This is a genomic window from Parvibaculum sp. MBR-TMA-1.3b-4.2, assembly GCF_053628815.1.
Genome location: NZ_JBRJHC010000001.1, coordinates 921,935 through 946,440, shown reverse-complemented (window position 1 = coordinate 946,440; position 24,506 = coordinate 921,935). Strand labels below are relative to the sequence as shown.

The 24,506-nt window shown below is 64.2% G+C and carries 31 protein-coding genes; 25 read left to right on the top strand and 6 right to left on the bottom strand.

Translation table 11 applies throughout. The features are described from left to right. The first annotated feature begins 181 nt into the window (after positions 1-181). The 3 genes from ACSSVQ_RS04680 to ACSSVQ_RS04670 all read left to right on the top strand — a co-directional run bounded on the left by ACSSVQ_RS04680 (position 182) and on the right by ACSSVQ_RS04670 (position 3,225). Complete coding sequence (locus ACSSVQ_RS04680) at positions 182-724, top strand: hypothetical protein (protein ID WP_454181050.1); 543 nt, start codon at positions 182-184, stop codon at positions 722-724. Continuing rightward, entirely contained in the window at positions 657-1,925 is a 1,269-nt protein-coding gene (locus tag ACSSVQ_RS04675; protein WP_454184648.1) for a DNA-packaging protein, read from the top strand. Before ACSSVQ_RS04680 ends, ACSSVQ_RS04675 begins: the two co-directional genes overlap by 68 nt. Positions 1,926-2,049: 124 nt before the next feature. Beyond that, positions 2,050-3,225 (top strand): phage portal protein, encoded by a 1,176-nt coding sequence (locus ACSSVQ_RS04670; protein WP_454181049.1) that lies wholly within the window; start codon positions 2,050-2,052, stop codon positions 3,223-3,225. 10 nt (positions 3,226-3,235) lie between these two features. Here the strand turns inward: ACSSVQ_RS04670 and ACSSVQ_RS04665 are convergent, their stop codons facing one another. Further along, entirely contained in the window at positions 3,236-3,532 is a 297-nt protein-coding gene (locus ACSSVQ_RS04665) for a hypothetical protein (RefSeq protein ID WP_293328693.1), read from the bottom strand. 108 nt (positions 3,533-3,640) lie between these two features. On the opposite strand from ACSSVQ_RS04665, the gene ACSSVQ_RS04660 reads away from it, so the two are divergent. The 12 genes from ACSSVQ_RS04660 to ACSSVQ_RS04605 all read left to right on the top strand — a co-directional run bounded on the left by ACSSVQ_RS04660 (position 3,641) and on the right by ACSSVQ_RS04605 (position 10,001). Continuing rightward, complete coding sequence (locus ACSSVQ_RS04660) at positions 3,641-3,901, top strand: hypothetical protein (RefSeq protein WP_454181047.1); 261 nt, start codon at positions 3,641-3,643, stop codon at positions 3,899-3,901. A 223-nt stretch (positions 3,902-4,124) separates the two neighbouring features. Further along, positions 4,125-4,622, top strand: a complete 498-nt coding sequence (locus ACSSVQ_RS04655; RefSeq protein WP_454184647.1) for an HK97 family phage prohead protease — start codon at positions 4,125-4,127, stop codon at positions 4,620-4,622. A 45-nt stretch (positions 4,623-4,667) separates the two neighbouring features. Next, the gene (locus ACSSVQ_RS04650; RefSeq protein WP_454184646.1) at positions 4,668-5,951 is read left to right on the top strand and encodes a phage major capsid protein; all 1,284 of its coding nucleotides are present in this window, start codon (positions 4,668-4,670) and stop codon (positions 5,949-5,951) included. A gap of 11 nt (positions 5,952-5,962) precedes the next feature. Further along, the gene (locus tag ACSSVQ_RS04645; protein ID WP_454181045.1) at positions 5,963-6,385 is read left to right on the top strand and encodes a hypothetical protein; all 423 of its coding nucleotides are present in this window, start codon (positions 5,963-5,965) and stop codon (positions 6,383-6,385) included. A 127-nt stretch (positions 6,386-6,512) separates the two neighbouring features. Next, positions 6,513-7,076 (top strand): head-tail connector protein, encoded by a 564-nt coding sequence (locus tag ACSSVQ_RS04640; protein ID WP_454181044.1) that lies wholly within the window; start codon positions 6,513-6,515, stop codon positions 7,074-7,076. Further along, a complete protein-coding gene (locus ACSSVQ_RS04635; RefSeq protein WP_454181042.1) occupies positions 7,073-7,426 on the top strand; it encodes a phage head closure protein in 354 nt (117 codons plus the stop codon). Before ACSSVQ_RS04640 ends, ACSSVQ_RS04635 begins: the two co-directional genes overlap by 4 nt. Further along, positions 7,423-7,830 (top strand): DUF3168 domain-containing protein, encoded by a 408-nt coding sequence (locus ACSSVQ_RS04630; protein WP_454181040.1) that lies wholly within the window; start codon positions 7,423-7,425, stop codon positions 7,828-7,830. The genes ACSSVQ_RS04635 and ACSSVQ_RS04630 overlap by 4 nt, the downstream gene beginning before the upstream one ends. Before the next feature lie 117 nt (positions 7,831-7,947). Beyond that, on the top strand, positions 7,948-8,361 hold the full coding sequence (locus ACSSVQ_RS04625) for a phage major tail protein, TP901-1 family (RefSeq protein WP_293328265.1): 414 nt from the start codon (positions 7,948-7,950) through the stop codon (positions 8,359-8,361). 2 nt (positions 8,362-8,363) lie between these two features. Then, positions 8,364-8,681, top strand: coding sequence for a gene transfer agent family protein (locus ACSSVQ_RS04620; protein ID WP_454181038.1), 318 nt, complete (start codon positions 8,364-8,366; stop codon positions 8,679-8,681). Beyond that, complete coding sequence (locus tag ACSSVQ_RS04615; RefSeq protein WP_293328267.1) at positions 8,678-8,884, top strand: rcc01693 family protein; 207 nt, start codon at positions 8,678-8,680, stop codon at positions 8,882-8,884. The genes ACSSVQ_RS04620 and ACSSVQ_RS04615 overlap by 4 nt, the downstream gene beginning before the upstream one ends. A 150-nt stretch (positions 8,885-9,034) precedes the next feature. Beyond that, the gene (locus tag ACSSVQ_RS04610; protein ID WP_454181036.1) at positions 9,035-9,781 is read left to right on the top strand and encodes a hypothetical protein; all 747 of its coding nucleotides are present in this window, start codon (positions 9,035-9,037) and stop codon (positions 9,779-9,781) included. A 7-nt stretch (positions 9,782-9,788) separates the two neighbouring features. Next, complete coding sequence (locus tag ACSSVQ_RS04605; protein ID WP_454181034.1) at positions 9,789-10,001, top strand: rcc01693 family protein; 213 nt, start codon at positions 9,789-9,791, stop codon at positions 9,999-10,001. Here the strand turns inward: ACSSVQ_RS04605 and ACSSVQ_RS04600 are convergent. The 4 genes from ACSSVQ_RS04600 to ACSSVQ_RS04585 form a co-directional block, all read right to left on the bottom strand. Continuing rightward, positions 9,998-10,879 (bottom strand): hypothetical protein, encoded by an 882-nt coding sequence (locus tag ACSSVQ_RS04600; RefSeq protein ID WP_454181032.1) that lies wholly within the window; start codon positions 10,877-10,879, stop codon positions 9,998-10,000. The two genes, ACSSVQ_RS04605 and ACSSVQ_RS04600, sit on opposite strands and share 4 nt — an antisense overlap. A gap of 136 nt (positions 10,880-11,015) precedes the next feature. Beyond that, positions 11,016-11,918 (bottom strand): hypothetical protein, encoded by a 903-nt coding sequence (locus tag ACSSVQ_RS04595; RefSeq protein ID WP_454181030.1) that lies wholly within the window; start codon positions 11,916-11,918, stop codon positions 11,016-11,018. Between the two features lie 10 nt (positions 11,919-11,928). After that, a complete protein-coding gene (locus tag ACSSVQ_RS04590) occupies positions 11,929-12,825 on the bottom strand; it encodes a hypothetical protein (protein ID WP_454181029.1) in 897 nt (298 codons plus the stop codon). Between the two features lie 78 nt (positions 12,826-12,903). Further along, positions 12,904-13,386: a hypothetical protein gene (locus tag ACSSVQ_RS04585; protein WP_454181027.1), complete on the bottom strand. Its 483-nt coding sequence runs from the start codon at positions 13,384-13,386 to the stop codon at positions 12,904-12,906. Positions 13,387-13,485: 99 nt separating this feature from the next. Here ACSSVQ_RS04585 and ACSSVQ_RS04580 point away from each other — a divergent pair, with 99 nt between their 5' ends. The 8 genes from ACSSVQ_RS04580 to ACSSVQ_RS04545 all read left to right on the top strand — a co-directional run bounded on the left by ACSSVQ_RS04580 (position 13,486) and on the right by ACSSVQ_RS04545 (position 21,519). Next, on the top strand, positions 13,486-14,121 hold the full coding sequence (locus ACSSVQ_RS04580) for a phage tail tape measure protein (protein ID WP_454181025.1): 636 nt from the start codon (positions 13,486-13,488) through the stop codon (positions 14,119-14,121). A gap of 115 nt (positions 14,122-14,236) precedes the next feature. Next, entirely contained in the window at positions 14,237-14,857 is a 621-nt protein-coding gene (locus tag ACSSVQ_RS04575; protein WP_454181023.1) for a phage distal tail protein, Rcc01695 family, read from the top strand. 4 nt (positions 14,858-14,861) lie between these two features. Further along, positions 14,862-15,725, top strand: coding sequence for a DUF2163 domain-containing protein (locus ACSSVQ_RS04570; protein WP_454181022.1), 864 nt, complete (start codon positions 14,862-14,864; stop codon positions 15,723-15,725). 28 nt (positions 15,726-15,753) lie between these two features. Beyond that, positions 15,754-16,197 carry an NlpC/P60 family protein gene (locus ACSSVQ_RS04565; protein WP_454181021.1) on the top strand — a complete coding sequence of 148 codons (444 nt, stop codon included), beginning with the start codon at positions 15,754-15,756 and terminating at the stop codon, positions 16,195-16,197. A gap of 9 nt (positions 16,198-16,206) precedes the next feature. Further along, a complete protein-coding gene (locus tag ACSSVQ_RS04560; protein ID WP_454181020.1) occupies positions 16,207-20,115 on the top strand; it encodes a baseplate multidomain protein megatron in 3,909 nt (1,302 codons plus the stop codon). Continuing rightward, on the top strand, positions 20,108-20,830 hold the full coding sequence (locus tag ACSSVQ_RS04555; RefSeq protein ID WP_454181019.1) for a DUF2793 domain-containing protein: 723 nt from the start codon (positions 20,108-20,110) through the stop codon (positions 20,828-20,830). The genes ACSSVQ_RS04560 and ACSSVQ_RS04555 overlap by 8 nt, the downstream gene beginning before the upstream one ends. 57 nt (positions 20,831-20,887) lie before the next feature. Beyond that, positions 20,888-21,289: a hypothetical protein gene (locus ACSSVQ_RS04550; RefSeq protein ID WP_454181018.1), complete on the top strand. Its 402-nt coding sequence runs from the start codon at positions 20,888-20,890 to the stop codon at positions 21,287-21,289. Between the two features lie 32 nt (positions 21,290-21,321). Further along, positions 21,322-21,519: a hypothetical protein gene (locus ACSSVQ_RS04545; protein ID WP_293326401.1), complete on the top strand. Its 198-nt coding sequence runs from the start codon at positions 21,322-21,324 to the stop codon at positions 21,517-21,519. A gap of 48 nt (positions 21,520-21,567) precedes the next feature. Here ACSSVQ_RS04545 and ACSSVQ_RS04540 read toward each other — a convergent pair whose 3' ends face one another. Next, entirely contained in the window at positions 21,568-22,140 is a 573-nt protein-coding gene (locus ACSSVQ_RS04540; RefSeq protein WP_454181017.1) for a hypothetical protein, read from the bottom strand. Between the two features lie 379 nt (positions 22,141-22,519). Here ACSSVQ_RS04540 and ACSSVQ_RS04535 point away from each other — a divergent pair, with 379 nt between their 5' ends. After that, positions 22,520-23,323 carry an SDR family NAD(P)-dependent oxidoreductase gene (locus ACSSVQ_RS04535; protein WP_454181016.1) on the top strand — a complete coding sequence of 268 codons (804 nt, stop codon included), beginning with the start codon at positions 22,520-22,522 and terminating at the stop codon, positions 23,321-23,323. Positions 23,324-23,362: 39 nt separating this feature from the next. Then, complete coding sequence (locus ACSSVQ_RS04530) at positions 23,363-24,505, top strand: acyl-CoA dehydrogenase family protein (RefSeq protein WP_293326407.1); 1,143 nt, start codon at positions 23,363-23,365, stop codon at positions 24,503-24,505. Position 24,506 lies beyond the last annotated feature (1 nt).

Sequence of the window (24,506 nt, the reverse complement as noted above, 5' to 3'; positions counted from 1 at the left end):
GGTGAATTCGAATTTGCCATCACCCCGGCCTTGTGCCGGAGCCCAGGGGCGGCAAATGACAGACTTTATCGCTCTGGATTCCGGGACAAGCCCGGGATGACAGGGTGTAGATAATTGCAAGATATCCCCAATTGGCAAGCGGGCCGCTCCTTCCTACCTTCTTCTGTATATCGGGAAATCCGTGAACGAGACGAACGAACAGGATGCGGACAGCGTCGACTGGGCGGCGGTGGAGCGCGCCTATGCCGATCCGGAGATGTCGGTGATGGAAATAGCCTCATCGCTGGGCATGTCCGCTCAGGCGCTGACGGCAAGGGCGGCGCGCGAAGGCTGGCCGCTGAGAAGCGGACGAAGCCGCGCGAAGAAATTGGCGTCCGGCGAACACGCGGTGGCGGGACGGCTGAAGCAGGCCAATCTGCTGACACGGCTGCGACGGCTCATCGACCGGGAAATCAGCGATATCGAAAAGGAATATGAGCAGGAAGGCGCGCCCGCCGACCGCGAACGCGCGGCAAAGCGCCTGACCGTGCTGGTGCGCTCGCTCGACAAGCTGACCGAAATCCAGAACGCGACAAAGAAGGCGAAGCCGGCGGATGGAGCAGAGAAGAGCGGCGACGCACTCAGGGCCGAGCTTGAACGCCGCCTCGCTCGCCTCGCTGCCGGAGACGGCGCGGGCGGCGTTCCTGAAAAGCCTGACGGCGAAGGAAGCGGCGTTTCTGGCTGAGCACTGGCTCTTCTGGGCGCGCGCCGACCAGTTGCCGCCCGACAGCGACTGGACGACATGGCTGGTGCTGGGCGGGCGCGGCGCGGGCAAAACGCGCGCGGGCGCGGAATGGGTGCGGGCGCAGGTGGAGACGAAACGCGCAGGCCGCATCGCGCTGATCGGCGAGACCTATGCGGACGCGCGCGAGGTGATGGTGGACGGGCCGTCCGGCCTGATGGCCGTGTCGGGCGCGACGGCAAGGCCGAAATACGAAGCCTCGCGCAAACGCCTCATTTGGCCCAATGGCGCGGTGGCGCAACTCTTCTCCGCGACGGAGCCGGAAAGCCTGCGCGGGCCCCAATTCGACGCGGCCTGGGCCGACGAGCTGGCGAAATGGCGCTATGCGGAAGCCGCATGGGACATGCTGCAATTCGGCCTGCGGCTGGGCGAGCGGCCCCGGCAGGTGGTGACGACGACGCCGAGGCCGGTGCCACTCGTCAAGCGGCTGCTGAAAGATACGACGACGGCGGTAACGAAGGCTTCGACCTATGCGAACCGCGCAAACCTCGCCGATGCCTTTTTCCGCTCGGTGATTGGGCGTTATGAAGGCACGCGGCTGGGGCGGCAGGAACTCGACGCGGAATTGATCGAGGACAATCCGCATGCGCTGTGGAACCGCGCGCTGCTGGAAGAAACGCGGGTGGCTGCGCTGCCGGAGCTGGCGCGCATCGTGGTGGCGGTGGACCCGCCGGTGACGAGCGGCCCGGGCTCCGATGAATGCGGCATCGTGGTCGCAGGCTGCGATGCGCGCGGGCATGGGATTGTGCTGGACGACCGCAGCCTGCCGAGCGTCTCGCCGCTGGCCTGGGCGAACCGGACGGCGAAAGCCTATCGCGATCATGGCGCGGACCGGATCGTGGCGGAGGCAAATCAGGGCGGGGATTTGGTCAGTACGGTGATCAGGCAGGTGATGCCGGAGGCGCCGGTAAAGCTGGTGCGCGCCTCGCGCGGCAAGTTCACCCGCGCCGAGCCGGTGGCCGCGCTTTACGAGCAGGGCCGGGTGCATCATGTCGGGCATTTCGCAAAGCTCGAAGACCAGATGTGCGACTACGTGCCGGGCGAAAGCAGGAAAAGCCCCGACCGGATGGATGCGCTCGTCTGGGCGCTGACGGAGCTGATGCTGACGGGCGAGGCGGGCAGACCGCGCATGCGGGCGGTGTGACACCTGCTCCCGTACATTGTCATCCCGGCCTTGTGCCGGGATCCAGAGCAACAAACGCCTGAGCTTGCGGCCCTGGGCCCCGGGACAAGCCCGGGGTGACAGCTTTTCTAGATTGGAGAACATCATGACCACCACGCGATGGGTGAGGGTGAGGGACGCACTGCGCCTGCCCGCCCGGGAAGAAAAGGCAAGCCGCACCGCGGGCGTGATCTCGGTGGAGACGCTGGGCCGCCCGGTCTGGACGCCGCGCGACTATGCGGCGCTGGCCGAAGAGGGTTTCAAGCGCAATGCCATCGCCTATCGCGCGGTGCGGATGATCGCGGAAGCCGCCGCGAGCGTGCCCTGGCTGCTTTACGACGGCGCGACGGAAGTGACGGCGCATCCGCTTCTCGACCTCATGGAACGCCCGAACCCGCGCGAGGCAGGGGCGGATCTGATGGAGGCCTGGTACGGCTTTCTGCAGGTCAGCGGCAATGCCTATATGGAATGCGTGGAGCTGGACGGACATCCGCGCGAACTCTATGCGCTGCGGCCCGACCGGATGAAGGTGATCCCCGGGCGGCAGGGCTGGCCGGAGGCGTGGGAGTATTCCGTCAACGGACGGAAAGTGACGATCCGGGCGGAGGCGAACGGCGCCGCGCCGGTGATGCATATGCGGCTCTTCAACCCGCTGGACGATCACTATGGCTTGAGCCCGCTGGAAGCGGCGGCCTATGCGGTGGATATTCACAATGCGGCGGGCGCGTGGAACAAGGCGCTGCTGGACAATGCGGCGCGGCCCTCCGGCGCGCTTGTCTATAAGGGCGCGGAGGGCGCGCGGAACCTCTCCGACGACCAGTTCGACAGGCTGAAGCGGGAGCTGGCCGAGAATTACCAGGGCGCGGCCAATGCGGGCCGTCCGCTGCTGCTCGAAGGCGGGCTCGACTGGACGAGCATGGGCCTCACGCCGAAGGAAATGGATTTCGTGGAAGCCAAGCGCGCCGCCGCCCGCGACATCGCGCTGGCGCTGGGCGTGCCGCCCATGCTGATGGGCATTCCCGGCGACAATACCTATTCGAATTACGCTGAGGCCAATCGCAGCTTCTGGCGCCAGACCGTGCTGCCGCTGGTGGGCCGCACGGCGCGCATGATGAGCCACTGGCTGGCGCCGAGATATGAAGGCAATCTGCGGCTCTGGTACGACGCGGACGGCGTGGCCGCGCTCTCCACCGAACGCGAGGCGCTGTGGAACCGCGTCGGCGCGGCGGATTTCCTCACCGATGACGAGAAGCGCGAGGCGGTGGGGTATGGGCCCCTTTGACGTAAAGGGGTCAGCCCTTCTTCGTCGCCCGGACCTGCTGGACCGTCACGATGGCGGCGACGACGCCGAAGACGATGAAGACGAAACCGAGGCTCGGGTTCATCATGCCGGAGAGCCAGAGCAGCACAAGCGCGATGAAGCCTGAAAACAGCGAGAAGGGCGACAGCGAATAGCCCTTGATGGTGATGACGTTGGGGACGGTCGTTTCGCCCTTGTCGCGGATCTTGCGCTCCATGGTCGCGAGGATCATCGGGGCAAGCGCGAGTACGATCCCCATGACGAGGATCATCCATTGGTCGGTATTCATCTGGGCTCAGGTCTCTTTGCTGCGGTTTGTGGCCAGTCTAGCGGGCAGCATACATGAAACACGCGCATTTCGGAAAATGCGAGGCGCGCCAAAAGGCGGTGAAGGGAAATGTCGGTCGAGAGCGTGGAATATGGGTGGCATCTCGACAAGCGGGTGCCGATTGCGCTGATCCTGGCGATCGCGCTGCAGACGGGCGGCGCGCTCGTCTGGGCGGGCGCGGCGTCGGAACGGCTGATGACGCTGGAGGCGCGCTCAGCCCGCACCGACGAAATGGTGGAGCGCACGGCAAGGCTGGAAGAGCAGGGCAAAGCCATGCGCGCCTCGCTGGCGCGGATCGAGGCGAAGCTGGACAGGGTTGTGGGGCGTTAAACACGTCATTGTCATCCCGGCCTCGTGCCGGGATCCAGGGGCAACGGACTCAGTGCCAGCGGCCCCTGGGCCCCGGGACAAGCCCGGGGTGACAGCAGAAATAAGGAAACCAAAGGCGCCCTCTCCGGGCGCCTTTTTTGTTGCCCGATATTCGAGGAGGCGGAGCGCGGTGAGGGATTTGAGCGACAAGCGGGCGATCCTCGCCTGCGAGCGGGCGGAGGCGATGTTCGAGGCGAAGTCGGTGCGGGCCGACGGCAGCTTCGAGGGCTATGCGAGCCTGTTTCATACCGAGGATATGGGCCATGACGTGGTGATGCCCGGCGCCTTTGCCCGCTCGCTGCGGCGGCGCGGGGCGCAAGGGGTGAAGATGCTCTACCAGCACGACCCCAATGAAGTGATCGGCGTCTGGACAGCGCTGACCGAAGATGTGCGTGGGCTCCATGTGAAGGGACAGCTGCTCTCCGACGTTGGCCGCGCCCGAGAGGTGCTGTCGCTGCTGCGGGCGGGCGCCATCGACGGGCTGTCCATCGGCTATCACGCGGTGAAGGCGGTGAAGGACCGCGTGACCGGCGTGCGCCGCCTGATGGATGTCGATCTCTGGGAAATTTCCATCGTGACCTTTCCCATGCTGCCCGATGCACGGGTGAGCGCGGTGAAGGCGGGCGACGTGGAACTGGCGCGGACGATCCGCCGGGCCGCGCGCATTTTCGGGGCGCGATAGCCCCTCTCTGTAAACTCCGACAAAAGGATACTGCACATGAGTGCCATGGAGAACGGCGTGCCGCGCATCGGCGCATCGCTGAAGGAGGACGCGCGCGTCCTCGAAACAAAAAGCGCATCCGGCCATGAAGTGCGCGAGGCGATGGACGATTTTCTCTCCGCCTTCGAGGACTTCAAGCAGGCCAATGACGAACGCCTGGGCGAGATCGAGCGGAAGATGTCCGCCGACCCGCTGACCGACGACAAGGTGGACCGCATCGACCGCGCGCTCGACCGGCAGAAGAAGATGGTGGACGAGCTGGCGCTCTCGCTGTCGCGGCCGGAAATGGGCGGCGAGGGCGTGACACTCGATCCTGCGCGGCGCGAACACAAACAGGCCTTCCATGCCTATGTGCGCCAGGGCGAAACCGGCGAGTTGCGTGCGCTGGAAGGAAAGGCGCTCTCCGCGCAGTCCGATCCCGACGGTGGATATCTGGTGCCCGCCGAAACGGAACGCATGATCGAGCGCATCGTGTCGGAAGCCTCGCCCATTCGCGCCATTGCCGGCGTGCGGCAGATCGGCTCGGCGAGCTACAAGAAGCCCTTCACCACGGGCGGCCCGCAGACCGGCTGGGTCGGCGAAACGGATGCAAGGCCGCAAAGCGCCGCGCCGCAGCTTGCCGAACTCGAATTCCCGGCGATGGAGCTTTACGCCATGCCGGCGGCGACCTCCACGCTGCTCGACGATGCGGCGGTGAATATCGACCAGTGGCTGGCGGAGGAAGTGCAGACCGCCTTCGCCGAGCAGGAAGGCAAGGCCTTCGTCACCGGCGACGGCGTGAAGAAGCCGCGCGGCCTGATGTCCTATGACACGGTGGACGATGCCGTCTGGGAATGGGGCAAGCTTGGCACGGTCTCGACCGGCAATGCGGGCGCCTTCCCGGCGTCCAACCCGGCGGACAAGCTGATCGACCTCATCTATGCGGTGAAGGCGGGCTATCGCGCCAATGGCCGCTTCGTGATGAACCGCGCGACGCAAAGCGTCATCCGCAAGTTCAAGGATATGGACGGCAATTATCTCTGGCAGCCTTCGCTTGCCGCCGGCGCGCCGCCCACGCTGCTGAACTATCCGGTGACGGAAGCCGAGGACATGCCGGACGTCGCGGCCGACGCGACCGCCATCGCCTTTGGCGATTTCAAGCGCGGCTATCTCATCGTGGATCGGCTGGGCGTGCGCGTGCTGCGCGATCCCTATAGCGCCAAGCCTTACGTGCTCTTCTACACGACGAAGCGCGTGGGCGGCGGCGTGCAGAACTTCGAGGCGATCAAGCTGATGAAATTCAGCGCATAAGGGAGACGGGCATGGACATGCATCACAATCTGGCGAGCGTGCAGACGCTCGACCCCGCCGTGACGACGGAAGCGCGCGCGGGCGCGCCGGTGGACATTCAGGGCTTTCACGGCGTCGAACATATCGTCGCCATCGGCGCGAGCGGCGACAGCTTGAGCGAGACCGACCGTCTCGACCTCGTGCTGGAAGTCTCCGAAGATGGCAGCAGCTGGGAGGCGGTGAGCGAGGGCGGCGACATTCTGGGCAGCGTCGATGCAGGCGGCGTCTTTGCCAGCATCGATGCCGCGAGCAAGGAACAGAGCGAATATCGCATCGGCTATGTGGGATCCTTGCGCTACAGCCGTATCCGTGTGGTGCCCGAAGGCACGCATGACGAAGGCACGCCCGTCGCCGCGCTGGCGCTGCTCGGCGGTGCGGATGTGAAGCCGGTCTAAAGGCCCCCACACAAACACATACGTCATGCCCCGCTTTATGCGGGGCATCCACGTCTTTGCAACGAGGAAGGAAGACGTGGATGGCCCGGACAAGCCGGGCCATGACGCTATCCTTTGGAATTTTACCATGACCCTGACACTCATCGACGGCCCGGCGGAAGAGCCGGTGACGATGGACGAGGCGCGGGCGCATTTGCGCGTGGACGGCACGGGCGACGATGCGCTCATTGCCGGGCTCGTCACCGCTGCGCGCACCATGCTGGAAGCCGAAACGCGCCGCGCCTTTGTTTCGCAAGGCTGGCAATTGACGCTGGATGCCTGGCCGGAGACGCGCCGGATAGATCTGCCGCTCGCGCCGGTGGTGAGCGTGGAAGAGCTGGCGGTGGACGGCACGGCGCTCGATGCCGCGCTTTACGACCTCGGCCTGCGCCACGACCCGCCGCGTATCGCCCTGAAACGGAATGCCGCGCTGCCCGCACCCGATGACGCGGTGGGAGGGATCGGCGTTTCCTTCACGGCGGGCTATGGCGAGGCCGCCGCCGTGCCGCAACCGCTGAAACAGGCCGTCCTCATGCTGACGGCACATTGGTACGAAAACCGTATGGCGGGCGGCATGGAAGGCGGGGCGGCGGTGCTGCTGCCGCTGGGCGTGCAGCACCTGGTCGCGCCCTACAGGAGGCCGCGCCTGTGACGGCAGGAAAATCGAACCGGGTCGGCAAGCTGCGCGAGCGCGTGACGATCGAGCGGATGGACCGCGCGCCGGACGGGTTCGGCGGCGCCGGTGTGAGCTGGTCCGACGTCGCGACGATGCATGCGGAAGTGATTTCCTTCAAGGGGTGCGAGCACGCCCATGACGGGCGCACCGAAACGCGCGCGCCCTGTCGCGTGGTGATGCGCTATCGCGAGGATGTGACGAGCGCGATGCGTATTCGCTGGCGGGACCGCCTGCTCGACATTCAAAGCGTGATCGACCCCGATGGCGAACGGCGCTGGCTCGCGCTGGATTGCATCGAAACGACCGGCAGCGAGGCGGGCATATGAGCATGGACGCGGAACTGGCGCTGCAGCAGGCGATCCAATCGCGGCTCATGGCCGACGGGCCGCTCGCCGCGCTGCTGGACGGGCGCATCTATGACGATGTGCCGGCGCAGGCCCCGTTTCCCTATCTCGCATCGGGGGAGGCCCGCAGCCGCGACTGGAGCAGCGGCGACAGCATCGGCACGGACGTTACGCTGACGCTCATCGTCTATTCGCGCGCGCATGGCCGTCGGGAGGCAAAGGAAATCGCCGGCGCGGTGAAGGCGGCTCTGCATGAGGCGGACCTGGCGCTGACGGACCACACGCTTGTGAGCCTGCGCTTTCGGGACGGCCATATCGCCCGGCAACGCGACGGCATCACCTGGCGGCAGGAGCTGAGGTTCCGCGCGCTGGTGGAGAAAACCTAATCGAAAACGTGTCACCCCGGGCTTGTCCCGGGGCCCAGGGCCGCTTGCACGGAGCCTGTTGCCCCTGGATCCCGGCACAAGGCCGGGATGACAGCCTATTTGTGTATGGAGAACCCCATGACGGCCCAGAAGGGAAAAGACCTGCTGCTCAAACTCGATGCGAGCGGCACAGGTACATTCGTGACGGTGGCGGGCCTGCGCGCCCGCGCGATCTCCTTCAATGCGCGCACGGTGGATGTGACGCATTCGGAAAGCGCCGGGCGCTGGCGCGAGCTGCTGGAAGGGGCGGGCGTGCGCTCGGCGGGTGTGAGCGGCAAGGGGATCTTTCGCGACCAGGCGTCGGACGAAGCGGTGCGCGCCGTCTTCTTCGAGGGCGCGATCCGCGACTGGCAGGTGGTGGTGCCGGATTTCGGCATGGTGAGCGGCCCGTTCCAGATTTCCGCGCTCGAATATGCAGGCGATCACGACGGTGAAGTCAGCTTCGACCTGACGCTTGAAAGCGCGGGCGAGCTGAGCTTTGCGGGGGCGTGACCATGGCGAACAGGCATAGAGGTGAAATCGAGGCCACGCTGTCGGGCGAGCGCTACACGCTGGTGCTGACGCTGGGCGCGCTGGCGGAACTGGAAGCGGCCTTTGGCGGCGAGGACATGCTGGCACTGGCGACGCGCTTCGAAACCGGCCAGATCGGCGCGCGCGATGCAATGCGCGTGATCGGCGCGGGCCTGCGCGGCGCGGGCTACGACATACGCGACGAGGAAGTTGCCGCCATGCAGGCTGAAGGCGGCGCCACGGGCTTCATCGCCATCGTGGCCGATCTGCTGAGCGCGACTTTCGGCGGCCCGGCGGCGTGACCCGCTTCCCCTCTTCGCGCTTTCCCTGGGCAAACGCCATGACGATTGGCATGGGGCTTCTGTGCCTGCCGCCCGAAACCTTCTGGCGCATGACCCTGCCGGAGCTGAGTGCCGCGGCAAATGCCTTATTGGTTCCGAAACGGATCAATATGGGACGGCGGGAACTTGAGGAGATGATGAGCAGATTCCCGGATAGTAAGTAGTCGTCCCATATTGGGTCAATTATTTGGGTGATCAGATGGATAATGGAGTGAATACATGTTGCGCTCCCTTTCTGTGTGTCTAGAGTTTATAGAGATGTTTCCTGGTGTGATCGAAGACCAAGAGATCAACGGCCCGGGAGAATAATCCGTATGCGTATCTTTATTTGCGCCGTGGCATTGACGGCTGCGCTGACACTGCTTGCAGATTGCGCCGACAAACCGGTCATGCCCTATGACAAGGCAGGGGCGGGCAGGGTGACGACGATCGGCGTTTTGACGCCCGCCGTGCCGCCCGGGCCGACAATTCATCTTGGCTATTTTACAGTTCCTCTCAGCCATCCTGACGAAACGCTTGTCCGGAGTACCCGGCTCAGCGACGCGATGACCGATGCGGAGGTGGAAATCGACTGCGAGAGAGAACTCGGGAACATTCTCGCCGCCAAACGGTTCGACGCGCGGGCGTTGCTGCTGGAGAAGGTAAAGCGCGCACTCGTAGGCCGGGGTTACAAGGTTATCGATGTGCCGGTCATTCGCGAGAGCGACGGGACGTTCATGAAGGCCTATCCGGTGGTGCCGGACGCTGACGCGTATCTCGATCTGGTCGTGCTTGACTATGGATATTTCGACCGCGTGACCGGTGGCGCGCCCTATGAGCCGCTTCTGATGACGGAAATTCGCATGGTCGATGCGGCGAACGCCAGCGTGCTGATGCAGGAGAGGGTGCGATATGCTGCCCTCGAGCGAAGCCACCCGAAAGATGATATTGCAATAGCGTCCGACCCGAAATATCGCTTCGACGGCCTCCCCGCGCTGATGTCGCAGCCGGATATGGCAGTTGAAGGCCTGAACGCGGCCTTTACAAAATCCGCCGAAGCGATGAGCGCGCTGCTGCAGTAGGGACGGCGTGACCAGCTTCCCCTCTTCGCGTTTTCCCTGGGAAAACGCCATGACGATCGGCATGGGCCTTCTACGCCTGCCGCCGGAAACCTTCTGGCGCATGACCCTGCCGGAACTGAGCGCGGCGGCGGGTATGGTCAACAACGCGCAAGGGAGCATAACACGGGAAGAACTCGCGGAGTTGGCCGCGATGTTCCCGGATCGGCAGGAGAGCTGCTAGAAGGGCAGTTTCTGCATCAGGAGATCGGTTTCGGGAATGATGTGCTGTCCGGTTTTTTCGTCTTCCGCCCATACGGTGACGACCCACCATTTGTCCTGACCGAGACGCGCAAAGTGCATGGTGTCTTTTATCCGAACGACGACGGACTGCCCGGGCTTCGCATCCAGGAGAAACGCGTAGGCACCTTCCATGTTGGCGAAGATGGTTCCGATGCCGATTGCATGGATACCGGGCGTAAGCCGGTGGGACGAAGCATAGTCCGGACGCTGGGGATCGAAGAGGGTCGCTTCCTCGCCGCGAACATATTTGCCATCGATCGTCAGGACGTAGGCGGAAACGCGGGCAATCCCGTCGCGGCGATATGTCCCGCGGATAGAGGCTGTCGGGCCGGTTGACGGCTCGTCGTAGAAGTCTTCCGCCGCACCATATGTGCCGGGCGTTTTGGGAGAAACGATTTCGCCGGTCTCGCGGTCAACGATGCAGACGTATGGTGCGTAGTCTTTTCCGGGAAGCAGGTTCTCCAGCCCGTAATGGGCATGCTGCTGGAGAACAAGGTAATTCTTGCCAGGTTCAGCGTCGAGACGGAGCGGGACAAGATCGTTACTGGTCGGGCTGCTGTACCCCACCACTATTGCGTGCGGGCCGGGACGGAGGGGAACCGCGGTGTTGGCGGAAATAACCGGCATATGCTTGCCGTCAATGACCGGGATGTAAGTGGCTATCGACGATCCCCAGAGTGCATTCTCTTTTTCGCCATCCGTACGGAAGATATGAGCGAGGGTGTCTTTGGGAACATCCTTGGTATCCGGTGCGTAAATCTGAACACTGGCTTCGGGTAATTCACTGAGTTTCGGCCCGCACGCGGCTACAAGCAGCATGAGCGGTAGCGCAAGAATATGACGTAGACGCACAAGATCCCCCTATCACGCGACATGAAGTCAGCCCTCAACAGAGGATAACGGCGGGGGCTTGAAGGTAAAACGAATAATTCACGACGGGCGCGGCGCGGAGCCGTCAGAAATAATCTCGCATGACGGGAATGGACGTCTTGGGAAGAACGATCTCGCCATTGCGGGTCTCGTCGGTCATCCAGACCGTGACGGCTTTCCATTTCTCGCCCGTTGTGTCGGCTCGTTGGCTGTCCTTTTCGAATCTCAACGTGTAGTGCGCGCCGGGCCTGACATCGAACATGACGGGGAGAACCCAATGCCCGCTGCCTTCAAAAGCGACGATCCCGATTCCGAGCGCGTGAAGACCGGGAGAAAGTTTGAAGCTCGCCGTATAGTCATATTCGCTTGAAATGCCGAGAAAACCGGGCTTCTTCTCGACGGTTTTGCCGTCCACGGATTGCAGGAAGGCGGCGCCGCTCGTTTCAAACAGCGATGTTTGCCGGGTTGCCGAAATCGTCGCGAGCGTTTCCGGCGGTCCGGAGGGTTCCACATATTGCTGGCCGGGCTCGATCCCATGAATTCTATTTTCGGGCGTTACCTTCTCGCCGGTCTTTGCGTTCTCGATGGAGACAACGGTGCTTCCCTCCAGGCCGAGCAGGCCGCCATCCACTTCCCGCCATTTGGCGACATAGGACTCGTTCGCTCTTGCTTCCAGGCGGAAGGCGACCAGAAAGCGGCTCCCGCCGGAGTGGTATGCGACGACGATGGCGTGAGGGCCGGGTGCCAGAGGAATGCCGTTCCGGATGTCCGAGAGATAGAAGGCGTATTTTCCATCGATGGCGTCGATCACCGTCCATTCTTGCGCACCGAGAAAGGACTTGGGGGTCGAGTATCCCTTGATCGTGGCGACAGCCGTTTTCTGCCGGTCGACGACATGGACCGAGTCGCCCAGTGGCGGGGCCGGACCGGCGCAGGCAGCGAGAAGGGGAAGCGACAGGGCAAGAGCCGAGAGAAAACCGAACCGCATGCGTTTGCTTCTAGAGAAGTCGCCGGTTGAGCGGAATATCGACGTCGGGAATGACTTTCTCGCCTGTCTTTTCGTTCTCGATCCAGATGGTGAACGTACTCCACTTCTTATCCCCGATGCGCTTGACGCCATAGGCGTGGCGCACCGCATAGGAGGCGGCGGGCTTTACCTCGAGCAATAATGGAACTTCGCCGATCCAGGATTCGGACCGAAAGCGAATCCCGATCGCGTGCAGGCCGGGACTCAGCCGGGCAGTGACTTCGTAAACGCCATTGCCGGCGGATTTGGTAGTGTATTTGTTGTCGATGGTGATGACGCCCGCGCCCCTGTATTCCAGCATGCCTTCATAGCCCCCATTACTCCGAATGGTGGCAGCGTCGGGTCCGGTCGCATCGGCATGGAGTTCGGTAGCCTTGGTGTTGTCCCGGGGGAGGCGAGGTGTAACGGCTTCTCCCGTCTGCTCGTCGGCGATGTAGAGATAGGTTGGCGGGCCGCTGGCTTCCCAAAGAACCTCGATACCGTTTTTCGGGGCATCGGCCTTGACGACATATTTCTTGCCGGCTTCGGCCTCCAGGCGAACGGGGATTCCGGTGCGGTCGTCTCCGCCGAAGACACCGATCAAAACGGCATGGGTTCCCGGCGTGAGCTTCGTACCTTCCGTCGGAGCGGCGCCTTTGGTGTGCTCGATCAGTTTTCCGTCCACCGCGGCGACGAAGGTCGCAAGGGAAGTGGAGCCGAGAAGGTGTTCCTCCTCCGCAGTCGACCCGTGAATATAGGCGGTGTCGGCGGACGGGGTTTGATCGACCGAATAGGTGGGGATCGAGGCGTTCTGTAGATCTTCGAGTTTCGGCGCGCAGGCGGCGAGCGGAAGCATGATCGACAGTAGAAGAATATGACGCTGGCGCATGAACTCCCCCTTCATTGACGCGCAATGATGTCCCTGCCGAGAGGATAACGGCAGAGACGTATGGGTAAAACGAATAATTCACGACGGAGGGCGGAGGGGATCGTCGCAGGTGTGCAGCAGCTGAGTGTATTCATCAGCCCGAATGAACGGCCAGACACTCATGTCGCCGGCAGCGTTCATCTCTTCTTCGATACGGCGATGCCGTTTGCCGAGCCATGCATGAAGGGGTTCCATCAGGCCGAGCGACAGGATGCGAAAGGCAAGGGGCACCTGATTGAAGAAGATCAGCCTCTTCTCCGGCCATTCATAGGGAAGCTTAGAGCGCAGAAAGAGAATGCAGCGGGATAGCTCATCCCGGATTTCCGGCGCTGTCTCCGACAGATCGATCCTGTGTGTCCTGTTGTCGTCGTAGAGGAACCAGAGCGCATCGTTCACCGCGCGGACAGCGGGATCTTCACTCCTGGTGGGCCATTCGTCCTCAAGGTCGTCATTCGTGATCTCGCCGCATATGAAGCGCTGCGCGAGCGACGCGGCTTTGTCTCTGGCGGTACGGTCGATCATGCAACGATTGTTCGTGTGACTGGATATCTGCTGTAGCGCGGCTTGTTGTTCGAAGGATAGCGGGCAGCACCGTCTACTCCAACTACGGAAAATACAGAGATGACTGAATGGACCGGATCCGACCCCGCAGCGACGGCGCGGGGCATGGAGGAGGCGTCTGCGGCGGCGCAGCGTTTTGGCGCGGAGGCGCGGGATGCGCTTCGCGGTGTGAGCGAGGAGTACCGGAATGCCGCGCGGGACGGCGAGGCGTTCGGGCGGAAGCTCTCGCGCTCCTTCGAGGATGTGGCGTTGAAGGGCAAGTCGCTGTCCGGCGTGTTGCGCAATCTGGCGCTGGATATGTCGAGGATGGTGCTGGACAAGGCGCTGGACGGCGTGACGGGCGCGATTGGCTCCGGGGTGGGGAGCGCTCTCTCCAGCCTTGTGACGAGCGCCGACGGGAATGTGTTCGCAGGCGGCAGGGTGAAGCCTTTCGCCAAGGGTGGGGTGATTTCGAGCCCGATGCTGTTTCCGCTGCAAAACGGCGTCGGGCTCGCGGGCGAGGCAGGGCCGGAAGCGGTGATGCCGCTGACGCGTGGGCCCGACGGTCGCCTCGGCGTGGCAAGCCAGGGTGGCGGGCAGGCCGTGAATGTGACCTTCAATGTGCAGGCGACGGATGCGGCGAGCTTCCGCCGCTCCGAAACGCAGCTTGCCGCGATGATGCAGCGCGTCGCCCGGCGCGGCACACGGAACATGTGACGAATGTCACCCCGGCTTTATGCCGGGGTCCAGGGGCCGCAAGCTCAGCACTTTCCGCCCCTGGATCCCGGGACAAGCCCGGGATGACAATCTGAATTGAACAACAGGCATCTCCATGACCTTTCATGACATTCGTTTCCCGACCGATCTGAGCTTCGGTGCGTCGGGCGGGCCGGAGCGGCGTACGGAAATCGTGACGCTGGGTTCGGGCTTTGAGGAACGCAACAGCCCCTGGGCGCAGTCGCGCCGCAGGTTCAACGCAGGGCTGGGCCTGCGCAGGCTCGACGATGTGCACGAGACCATCGCGTTTTTCGAGGCGCGGCATGGGCGGCTTTACGGTTTTCGCTGGAAAGACCATGCCGACTGGAAGAGCTGCGCGCCGGGCGGCACGGTGAGCGCGACGGACCAGACCCTCGGCATAGGCGACGGAGAGACGACGGGATTTCAACTGCTGAAGACCTATGCCTCGGGCGGCGAAAGTTACCTGCGCCGGATTGCAAAGCCGGTGGCGGGCAGCGTGGTCGCCGCGGTGGACGGGGTGGCGCGAGCCGTCACGCTCGACGCGGCGACGGGCGAAATCCTGTTCGACGATCCGCCCGCGCCCGGCGCGGAAGTGACGGCGGGCTATGAATTCGATGTGCCGGTGCGCTTCGATACCGATTTTCTCGACATCAATCTCGCCGCTTTTGAGGCGGGATCCGTGCCGGATATTCCGGTGGTGGAACTGAGGCTCTGATCCCATGAAGCAACTGGACGCAGACCTCGCCGCGCATCTCAGCGGCGGGGCGACGACGCTTGCCTGGTGCTGGAAACTCGCAAGGCGGGACGGCGCATTGCTGGGCTTTACCGACCATGACCGCGACCTCGTTCTGGACGGCGTGACCTTCGAGGCGGCGGCGGGCATATCGGCGAGCGCGATGGAAAGCCATGCCGCGCTCCAAACGGACAATCTGGAAGTGGAGGGCGCGCTGTCCTCGCTCCGGATCGACGAAGCCGACCTCATGGCCGGGCTTTATGACGATGCGGATGTGGAATTGTGGCGGGTCAACTGGGCCGCGCCCGACCAGCGCGTGCTGATGCGCAAAGGCCATCTGGGCGAGGTGACGCGCATCGGCGCGAGCTTCCGCGCGGAACTGCGCGGACTGGCGCACAGGCTGAACGAGCCGCGGGGGCGGCTCTTCCAGTACACATGCGATGCCGATCTCGGCGATGCGCGCTGTGGGGTCGATCTCACCGCGATGAGCGGCGAGGTGACGGCGGTGACGGATAATCGCCTGCTCACCGTCACGGGACTGGAAAGCGCCGATGACGGATGGTTCACGCGCGGGCGGATCGGCTTTACCTCCGGCGCGAATGAGGGCGTGACGGCGGAGGTGAAGCGCCATGCCGGCGATGCGCTCGAGCTCTGGCAGGCATTGCCCCGCGCGGTGGCGCCCGGCGACGCATTCGACGCGATGCCGGGCTGCGACAAGAGCTTCGCGACCTGCCGCGAAAAGTTTGCCAATGGCGCGAATTTCCGAGGCTGCCCGCATATGCCGGGCAATGACTATGTGCTGGCGGGCGTGACGGCGGGCGGAAGCCATGACGGCGGCAGGCGGGGATAACGGGTTCCTTTTGGAAGGCAGTCTTCAAATGACAACGACTCTCACCCGCGCGGCCATTGTAGCGGCGGCGCGAAGCTGGATCGGGACGCCCTATCGCCATCAGGCGAGCGTGAAGGGGGCGGGCACCGATTGCCTCGGTCTGGTGCGCGGTGTCTGGCGCGAGGTGCTGAGCGCGGAGCCGGAAACGCCGCCCGCCTATACGGCGGACTGGGCGGAGACCGGCGGCGCGGAAGACATGGCCGACGCCGCGCGGCGTCATATGAAAGAGGTCACGTGCCTCGAAGCCCGAGAGGGCGATGTCGTGCTCTTTCGTATGCGGGCGAACGGCCCGGCGAAACATGCCGCGATCCTGACCGGCCCGGACCGCATGGTGCATGCCTGGTCGGGCCGCGCGGTGGTGGAGACCGGGCTCGGGCGCTGGTGGCGCGCGCGCATGGCCTATGCCTTTTCCTTTCCCGCACTCCAAGACTGATTTCATCTCATGGCGACACTTGTATTGAGCACGGTCGGGCAGGCCGCGGGCAGCGTCCTGCTGCCGAGCGGAATTTCGCTTTTCGGGGCGAGCATTTCCGGCGCGGCGCTGGGCGGCGCCATCGGGTCGCTGGCGGGCGCCTTTGCCGACCAGGCCCTGTTCGGCGGACAGACGCATCGCGAGGGACCGCGCCTTGGCGAATTACAGGTCATGGCGTCGAGCGAGGGAGCCGCTATCCCGCGCATCTTCGGCCGGGCGCGGCTGGGCGGTCAGATCATCTGGGCGACGGAATTCCGCGAACATGCAGCGACGGAAAGTGCCGGCGGCAAGGGCGGCGGCGGTTCGGCGAGTTATACGAGCTACAGCTACACCGTTTCCTTCGCCATCGGGCTATGCGAGGGCGAGGTGACGCGGATCGGTCGCGTCTGGGCCGATGGCAAGCTGCTGTCGCTCGGCGATTATAGCTGGCGACTGAATGCAGGGAGCGAGACGCAAGACCCCGATCCGCTGATCGAGGCGGTGGAGGGCGAGGGCAACGCGCCCGCCTATCGCGGACTTGCCTATCTCGTCTTCGAGGATTTTCAGATCACGCCCTTCGGCAACCGCATTCCGCAGCTCAATGTGGAGGTGTTCCGTTCCCTGAACGATGTGGAGGGGCTTGTCCGGGCGGTGAACGTGATCCCCGGCGCGGGCGAATATGTCTACGACACTGTTGCGCAGCGCGACTATGTCGGCGAGGCGGCATCCAATCCGGTGAACACCCATACATCGGAGGGTGGGACGGACTTCACCGTCGCCCTGAACCAGTTGCAGGATTTCTGCCCCAATACGGAAGCCGCCGCGCTGGTGGTGACATGGTTCGGCGACGATCTGCGCTGCGGAAACTGCACGATCGCGCCGCGTGTGGAGCCGGGGACGAAATATATCGAGCCCGATACATGGTCGGTGGCCGGGCTGACGCGGGGCGATGCGCGGAGCGTGAGCCTCGTCGACGGCGAACCGGCCTTCGGCGGCACGCCTTCCGATGCGTCGGTGAAGCGCGCCATCGCCGATATGAAGGCGCGCGGGCTTGCGGTCACCTTCTATCCCTTCGTGATGATGGACGTGGCGGCGGGGAATGCGCTGCCCGATCCGTGGACGGAGGCGAGCGCGCAACCCGCCTACCCCTGGCGCGGGCGCATGACCTGCCACCCGGCGCCGGGCCGCGCGGGCACGGCGGACGGGACGAGCGATGCGGAAACGCAAGTGGCAGCCTTCTTTGGCACAGGCGGCGGTTGGGACTATCGCCGCATGGTGTTGCACTATGCGGCGCTCTGCGCGGAAGCGGGCGGCGTCGAGGCGTTTCTGATCGGCTCGGAGCTGCGCGGGCTGACACGCATTCGGGGCGCAGGCGGCACCTATCCCGCCGTAACGGCGCTGAAAGCGCTGGCGGCGGAGCTGCGCGCGATCCTGGGGCCGGAGACGAAACTTTCCTATGCGGCGGACTGGTCGGAATATCGCGGCCACAGCCCCGGCGATGCGCCGGGCGACTTCATCTTTCATCTCGATCCGCTTTGGGCTGACGCCAATATCGATTTCATCGGCATCGACAATTACGCGCCGCTGACCGACTGGCGCGACGGCGCGAGCCATCTCGACGCGCAGGAAGGCTGGGGCTCGATCTACGACCTTGCCTATCTGCGCGCGCGCATCGCGGGCGGCGAGGATTACGACTGGTATTATGTGAGCGACACGGACCGCGCCGCGCAGACCCGTACGCCGATCACGGATGGCGCTTACGGCAAGCCCTGGCTGTGGCGGGCCAAGGACATAAGAGGGTGGTGGGAGAACGCGCATCACGACCGGCCCGGCGGCGTGGAAAGCGCGGCTGCGACGGACTGGGTGCCGCAATCCAAGCCCGTCTGGTTTACCGAACTGGGCTGTCCCGCCATCGACAAGGGGACGAACCAACCGAATGTCTTCGTCGATCCGAAATCGGCCGAAAGCGATGTGCCGCGCTTTTCCAGTGGCGAGCGCGACGACTTCATCCAGCGCCGTTTCATCGAGGCGGAAGCGGGATATTGGGATCCGTCGCATGAGGCCTTCGCGGAAACCAACAATCCGGTCTCGCCGGTTTATGGCGGGCGCATGGTGGAGCCGTCCCGCATTTTTCTCTGGGCCTGGGACGCGCGGCCCTTTCCCGCCTTTCCGGCGCGCGACGACATCTGGGGCGATGCGCCGAACTGGGAGCGCGGCCACTGGATCAACGGGCGCATGGGCGCGGCGGCGCTGGACGGGCTTGTCGCCGCGATCCTGACCGGGATGGATTTCGTCCAGGGCGATACGAGCGGGCTCAACGGCGTGGTGGAAGGCTATGTGCTGGACCGCATCATGACGGCACGCGGTGCGCTGGAGCCGCTGATGGCGGCGTGTTTCTTCGGTGCGTCCGAAACGGGCGGTGCGATCCGTTTCCATCATTTCGGCGCGGTGCCGTCGCTGGCCTTGAGCGTGGACGATCTCGCCGTGACCGATGAGAGCGGGCGGCCGGGCCTGACACGGGTGCGCGGGCAGGAAAGCGAGTTGCCGCAATCGGCCAAGCTCTCCTTCATCGACGGCGGGGGCGACTATGTGCAGGGCGTGGCCGAAGCGCGGCGCGCGGAAAGGACGAGCCGCGCCGTCGTCAATCAGGCGCTGCCCATGGTGCTGACCCCGGCGCAGGCGCAATCCATCGCCGAGATCTGGCTGCGCCAGCAATGGGTGGCGCGGGAGCGGGCGACGCTCATTTTGCCGCCGAGCCGGATGGCGCTGGAGCCGGGCGACACGCTGACGCTCCAAACAGATGAAGGCGGCGCCGAATACCGGCTCGGCTCGGTTTCCGACGAGGGCGTGCGACGCGCCGAAGCCGTGCTGGAGGAAGCAAGCCTTTACGGGTCGGTCGCCACCGCCTCGCGTGTCCGAAACATTGCCCGCGCGGCGGACAGGCCGCCCGTGCTGGCGGCGTTCATGGACCTGCCGCTCGTCGCCGGCACGGAAACGCCATGGGCGCCGCGTGTCGCCTTTGCCGCCGACCCCTGGCCCGGCAGCGTGGCGCTGTGGACGCGCGCGCCCGGCGGCACCGTGCTGGACGGCACGATAACCCGGCAGGCAACCATCGGGACGACGCTGAATGCGCTCGGCCCCGGCGCGGCGCTTGCCGGACGCTGGGACGAAGCCAATAGCGTGACCGTGCTGCTGGCCTCCGGGGCGCTGTCGAGCGCGGAGAAGCTCGCCGTGCTGAACGGCGCCAACCGCGCCGCGATCGGCAGCGAGACCGAAGGCGGGGCCGAAGACTGGGAAGTGATCCAGTTCCGCGAGGCCGATCTGGTGGCGCCGGACACCTATCGCCTGTCGGGCCTGCTGCGCGGGCTGGCAGGTACGGAACGGGAGACCGCGTTGCCGGCAGGCGCGCGTTTCGTGCTGCTCGACGGCGCGGTGGCGGAAACGGGCCTTGCGGAAAGCGAAAGAGGGCTGGCGCGGCGCTGGCTCTGGGGCCCGGCTTCGCTGCCCTATGACGATGAGAGCTATCGCGAGCGCAGCTATGTCTTTCAGGGGGTGGGGCTGCGGCCCCTGAGCCCGGTGCATGTGAGTGCGAAGCGGGCGGCGGACGGAACGATCGACGTCGCGTGGATCCGCCGCACGAGAGTAAACGGCGATAGCTGGCTCGGCCTCGACGTGCCGCTGGGCGAGGAGGCGGAACTTTACGAGCTCGACGTGCTGTCGGGCGAAGGAGGCGCGGTGCTGCGCACGCTCTCCGCGACATCGCCGGCGGTTAGCTACACGCCGGAGATGCAGGCGGTGGATTTCGGCGGCTCGTCACCGTCGCCTCTTTATGTCGAAATCTTTCAACTGAGCCCGTCATGGGGCCGCGGGCGCGGAAGGAGCGCAATCCTCAATGTCTGATACGGCCAATCTGAAACTGCCCTGCCTCGAACCGGCGCAGGCGCAAAAACACGTCACGGTGAACGAGGCGCTGACCGCGCTTGACGCGCTGGTGCAGCTTTCGGTGACGAGTGCGACGCTGAGCGCGCCGCCTTCGGACCCGGCAGACGGGGCGCGCTACATCGTCGCAACCGGTGCGACGGACGACTGGAGCGGACATGAAGGCGATGTTGCCGCCTTCCAGGACGGAAGCTGGCGCTTCTATATGCCGCAACCGGGCTGGCGCGTCTGGGACGAGGCGGCGGGCCATGGTCGGCGGCATGACGGCACGGGCTGGCAGGCCGAAACGGGCGGTGGCGTGCTGGCGGCGGGGGCGAGCTTCGGTGCGGCGCTGACGGCTCACGTCATTGAGCTGGAACATGAGCTGACGCCGGGCTGGGCGAACGACACGGCGCTGGAAATACCCGACCGCGCCATTGTGCTGGGCGTGACGGGCCGGGTGACGGAGACGGTGGTCGGCCCCGTGAGCTGGAGCCTCGGCGTGGCCGCCGACCCCGGGCGCTACGGCAACGGGATCGGTATTCCGGCAGGCAGCACGGTCAACGGCATCAGCGGGACGCCGGTGGGCTATTACGGCGCCACGCCGGTGAGACTGACGGCGGCGGGGCTGGCTTTCGTCAGCGGCACCATCCGGCTCGCCATCCACTATCTGGCTCTCTCCATCCCGGACGCATGAATCGGCTTGACGTGTTCCTGTATTGTTCTCATATTTGAGGAATAAATTCCTCATTTCGTGACGCGAAGTTCCGGTTCCATGTTGCCGCTTGCCGCCTCCATTTCCGCCTCCTTCAGCCGCGACCCGACGCTGGGCGAGGTCACGGCGCTGGCCGACATGATGGCGGATATGGGAAAAGGCGAGGGCGAGGAAGGGCTGACGGCGGTCGGCTGGGCGCTTCTGAACCGCTATGGCGGCGCGGAGGAAGCGGCGAGCGTAGGCCGGCCTCTCCCGCTCGAACGGCGCTGCGGCGCGGATTTCTGCCGGGTGCTGGGACTTGCCGCGCGCATTCTCGCCGGTGAGGTCCCGGACCCGACTCGGGGCGCTACGCGTTTTCACGCCCATGACGAACTCCCGGCCTGGGCCGAGGAGCGGATGCCCTGCGCGCTGATCGGCGGGCATCTTTTCTACGCGGTCTGAGACCGCGCTTCCCCAAACAGAAAGGACGACAGATGGACGGTTCGACCGGATTGTTTCCGGCCGACTGGATCGGCTGGATTCAGGCGGCCCTGAGCGTGGTCGGCGCGGCTTCCGCCGTGGCGGCGATCACCCCCACGCCCAAAGACGACAGGATCATCGGCAAGGTGCACAGCGTGTTGCAGCTTCTTGCGCTGAATATCGGCTATGCCGGCAAGAGCAAACAGCAGTGATGTGGAAGCGCATGGCGGGCGACAAGGCCCGCCATGCGCCCTTTTACGCTACAATGTCGTAAAGGCCGGCTGTTCGCTGGCGACCGGGCGGGAAAACCGCCGCTCTTTCGCGGCAAACCGGTTCGCCATTTTTCGTTTTCTGGACGATGAGAAGATTGCCATATCCTGCGTGAAGAGTTTTTGCAGTGTATCGGCGTCGATGTGATCCTTGAGCCATCGTTCCGCGGCTTCCGCTTTCTCTCGTTCGGAGACGGGCAGGTTCTTGCGATCCTGCACCTGCCCCCAGACGACGAGAACGATCAGCTTCAAGCGAATCTCGTGCAGATGCTCCACCACTTCGCGGCTAAGGATGAAGGGAGCTTCCGACGTGACCGAAACGAAGCGTCTTAACTCATCCGCCTCGACATACCCCTTCACGATGAAGTCGGTGAAAACCTCCTGAATGCCGTCAAACACGGAGAGCTGTCGTGAAAAGAGTTCGTGGCGCAGCTTGTCCTTGGAGACGACGTAGTAGACAAGCGACAACAGGCCCCAAGCCAGTACGAATTGAAAGAAGATCAGAATCAGCACCAGCCATATCAATGAGTGGAATGAATCCGCCCATTGGACTATCTCAAACATTAGCGACCCCAGCCTAAATATGTAGGCCACTAATATGCACAAATTTTATGGTTGGAAGAAAGATGAAAATTTTAGTCAAGACACACATATTGCTGTTGATTTCGCCCTGCTGAAAATAAATCAAGTCATTTTGTTAATAAGAGCATCTTGATTTAGCTCGACGATGAGGCGTTTCAAGCGCCTTTCTTGCCGGACGCATCGGCCATCGGCACTGAAATGAATCCGACGCAGCGTCAGCCTGACCTTGCCGAATTCCCCGCGAAAAACCTCCCCTTTCAGACTTTTCCCGCCTGCGACACGAACCATTTAACCTGCTAAAACGCATGCCGCGTTAAACGACGACGAGCCCGGCAAACGGGCCGCGAGCAGGGAGACGCCCATGGATTTGCAGCTTGCCGGAAAAACGGCGCTTGTGACCGGGTCCTATCGAGGCACGGGCCGCATGATCGCGCATGCACTCGCCGCCGAAGGCGCGCATGTCGGCGTGCATGGGTTCGCACGCACCGCGGCGGAAACCGTTGCACATGAAATTCATGAACAGGGCGGCGCGGCTTCCGCGCTGGAAGGCGACATTCTTACCGATGACGGCGCGGCGCAACTGTTGCGCGAGACGAAGGATGCGCTGGGTGATGTGGACATTCTTGTCAATAATTACGGCACCGCAGATGCCGGTTCATGGGCGGCCTCCGAAACGCCGGACTGGATCGAGGCCTATGAAAAGAACGTGCTGTCCGCCGTGCGTGTGACGCGCGGGCTGATGGACGGCATGAAGGCGAAAGGCTGGGGCCGCATCGTCAATCTGGGCACGATCGGCTCCACCGAGCCGGCCGCCCGCATGCCACATTACTATGCCGCCAAGGGCGCCATGGCGACCATGACGGTGAGCCTGGCCAAGGACCTTGCAGGCACCGGCGTCACGGTGAACCTCGTCAGCCCCGGTCTCATCCGCACGAAGGAAGTGGAAGAGCGTTTCATCGAACGCGGCCGTCGGAAGGGCTGGGGCGACACCTGGGAAGAGGTCGAGCCGCATGTGCTGAAGGAGTTCATGGGCAACCTCACCGGGCATGTTCCGTGTCCGGAGGAAATTGCCGATGTGGTGGTCTTCATCGCAAGCGCGCGGTCGGGCGCGATCAACGCGCTGAACATCCGTGTCGACGGCGGCACCACGGCGCTTGTGACCTGAACCGCCAGCAAAAATATAAAGGACAGAACGGGGAACGAGATGCAGGAATTCCGCTTCGATCTATGCGAACTGCCGGGCGAGACGGAAGGGCTCCGTCAGGAACTCCGCGCCTTCCTGAAAAAGGAACTGGCGGACATTCCCGCCGTGACGCGCGCCCAGACCTGGAGCGGCTTCGACGCCGATTTCAGCCGCAAGATGGGCGAAAAGGGCTGGATCGGCATGACATGGCCCCAAAAATATGGTGGCCATGAGCGGAGCTTCTTCGACCGCTATGTGATGCTGGAAGAAGTGCTGGCCGCAGGCGCGCCGGTGGGCGGGCACTGGATCGGCGACCGGCAGTCGGGACCGCTTCTGCTGAAATTCGGTACGGAAGAGCAGCGCCAGACAATCCTGCCCAAAGTGGCCAGGGGCGAGTGCTTCATGTGTATCGGCATGAGCGAGCCCGATTCCGGCTCCGACCTTGCCGCGACGCGCACCCGGGCCGAAAAGGTCGAGGGTGGCTACAAGGTCAACGGCACCAAGCTGTGGACCTCCAATGCGCACAAGGCGCATTACATGATCGCGCTTTTCCGCACAGACAATGAAGATAAGCATGGCGGGCTGACGCAGTTCCTCGTGGACCTCACGCTGCCGGGCATCTCCATCCGCCCGATCACGGATCTGTCGGGCCATGCGCATTTCAACGAAGTGAATTTCACCGACGTTTTCGTGCCCGACGACATGCTGGTCGGCACCGAAGGCGGCGGCTGGGCGCAGGTGACGGCGGAACTTGCTTTCGAGCGCTCTGGCCCCGAACGCTATCTCTCGAGTTTCATCCTGATGGTGGAACTCATCCGCGAACTCGAAAAACAAAAGGGCGAGAAGGGCGCAGCCGAAATCGGCCGCCTCGTCGCCCATCTGACGACGCTGCGCCAGATGTCGCTTTCGGTGGCGGGCATGCTGGAGCAGGGCGAGAACCCGGCGCTGGAAGCGAGCGTGGTGAAGGATCTCGGCGCCGTCTTCGAGCAGAACATGCCGGTGATCGCGCATGAGCTGACCGGGATCGAGGCGCATATCGGCACCGGCAGCGATTTCGAACAGGTACTCGGCTATCTGACACAGGTCACGCCGTCCTTCTCATTGAGGGGCGGCACGCGGGAAATCCTGCGCGGCATCATTGCGCGCGGCCTGGGCCTGCGCTGAG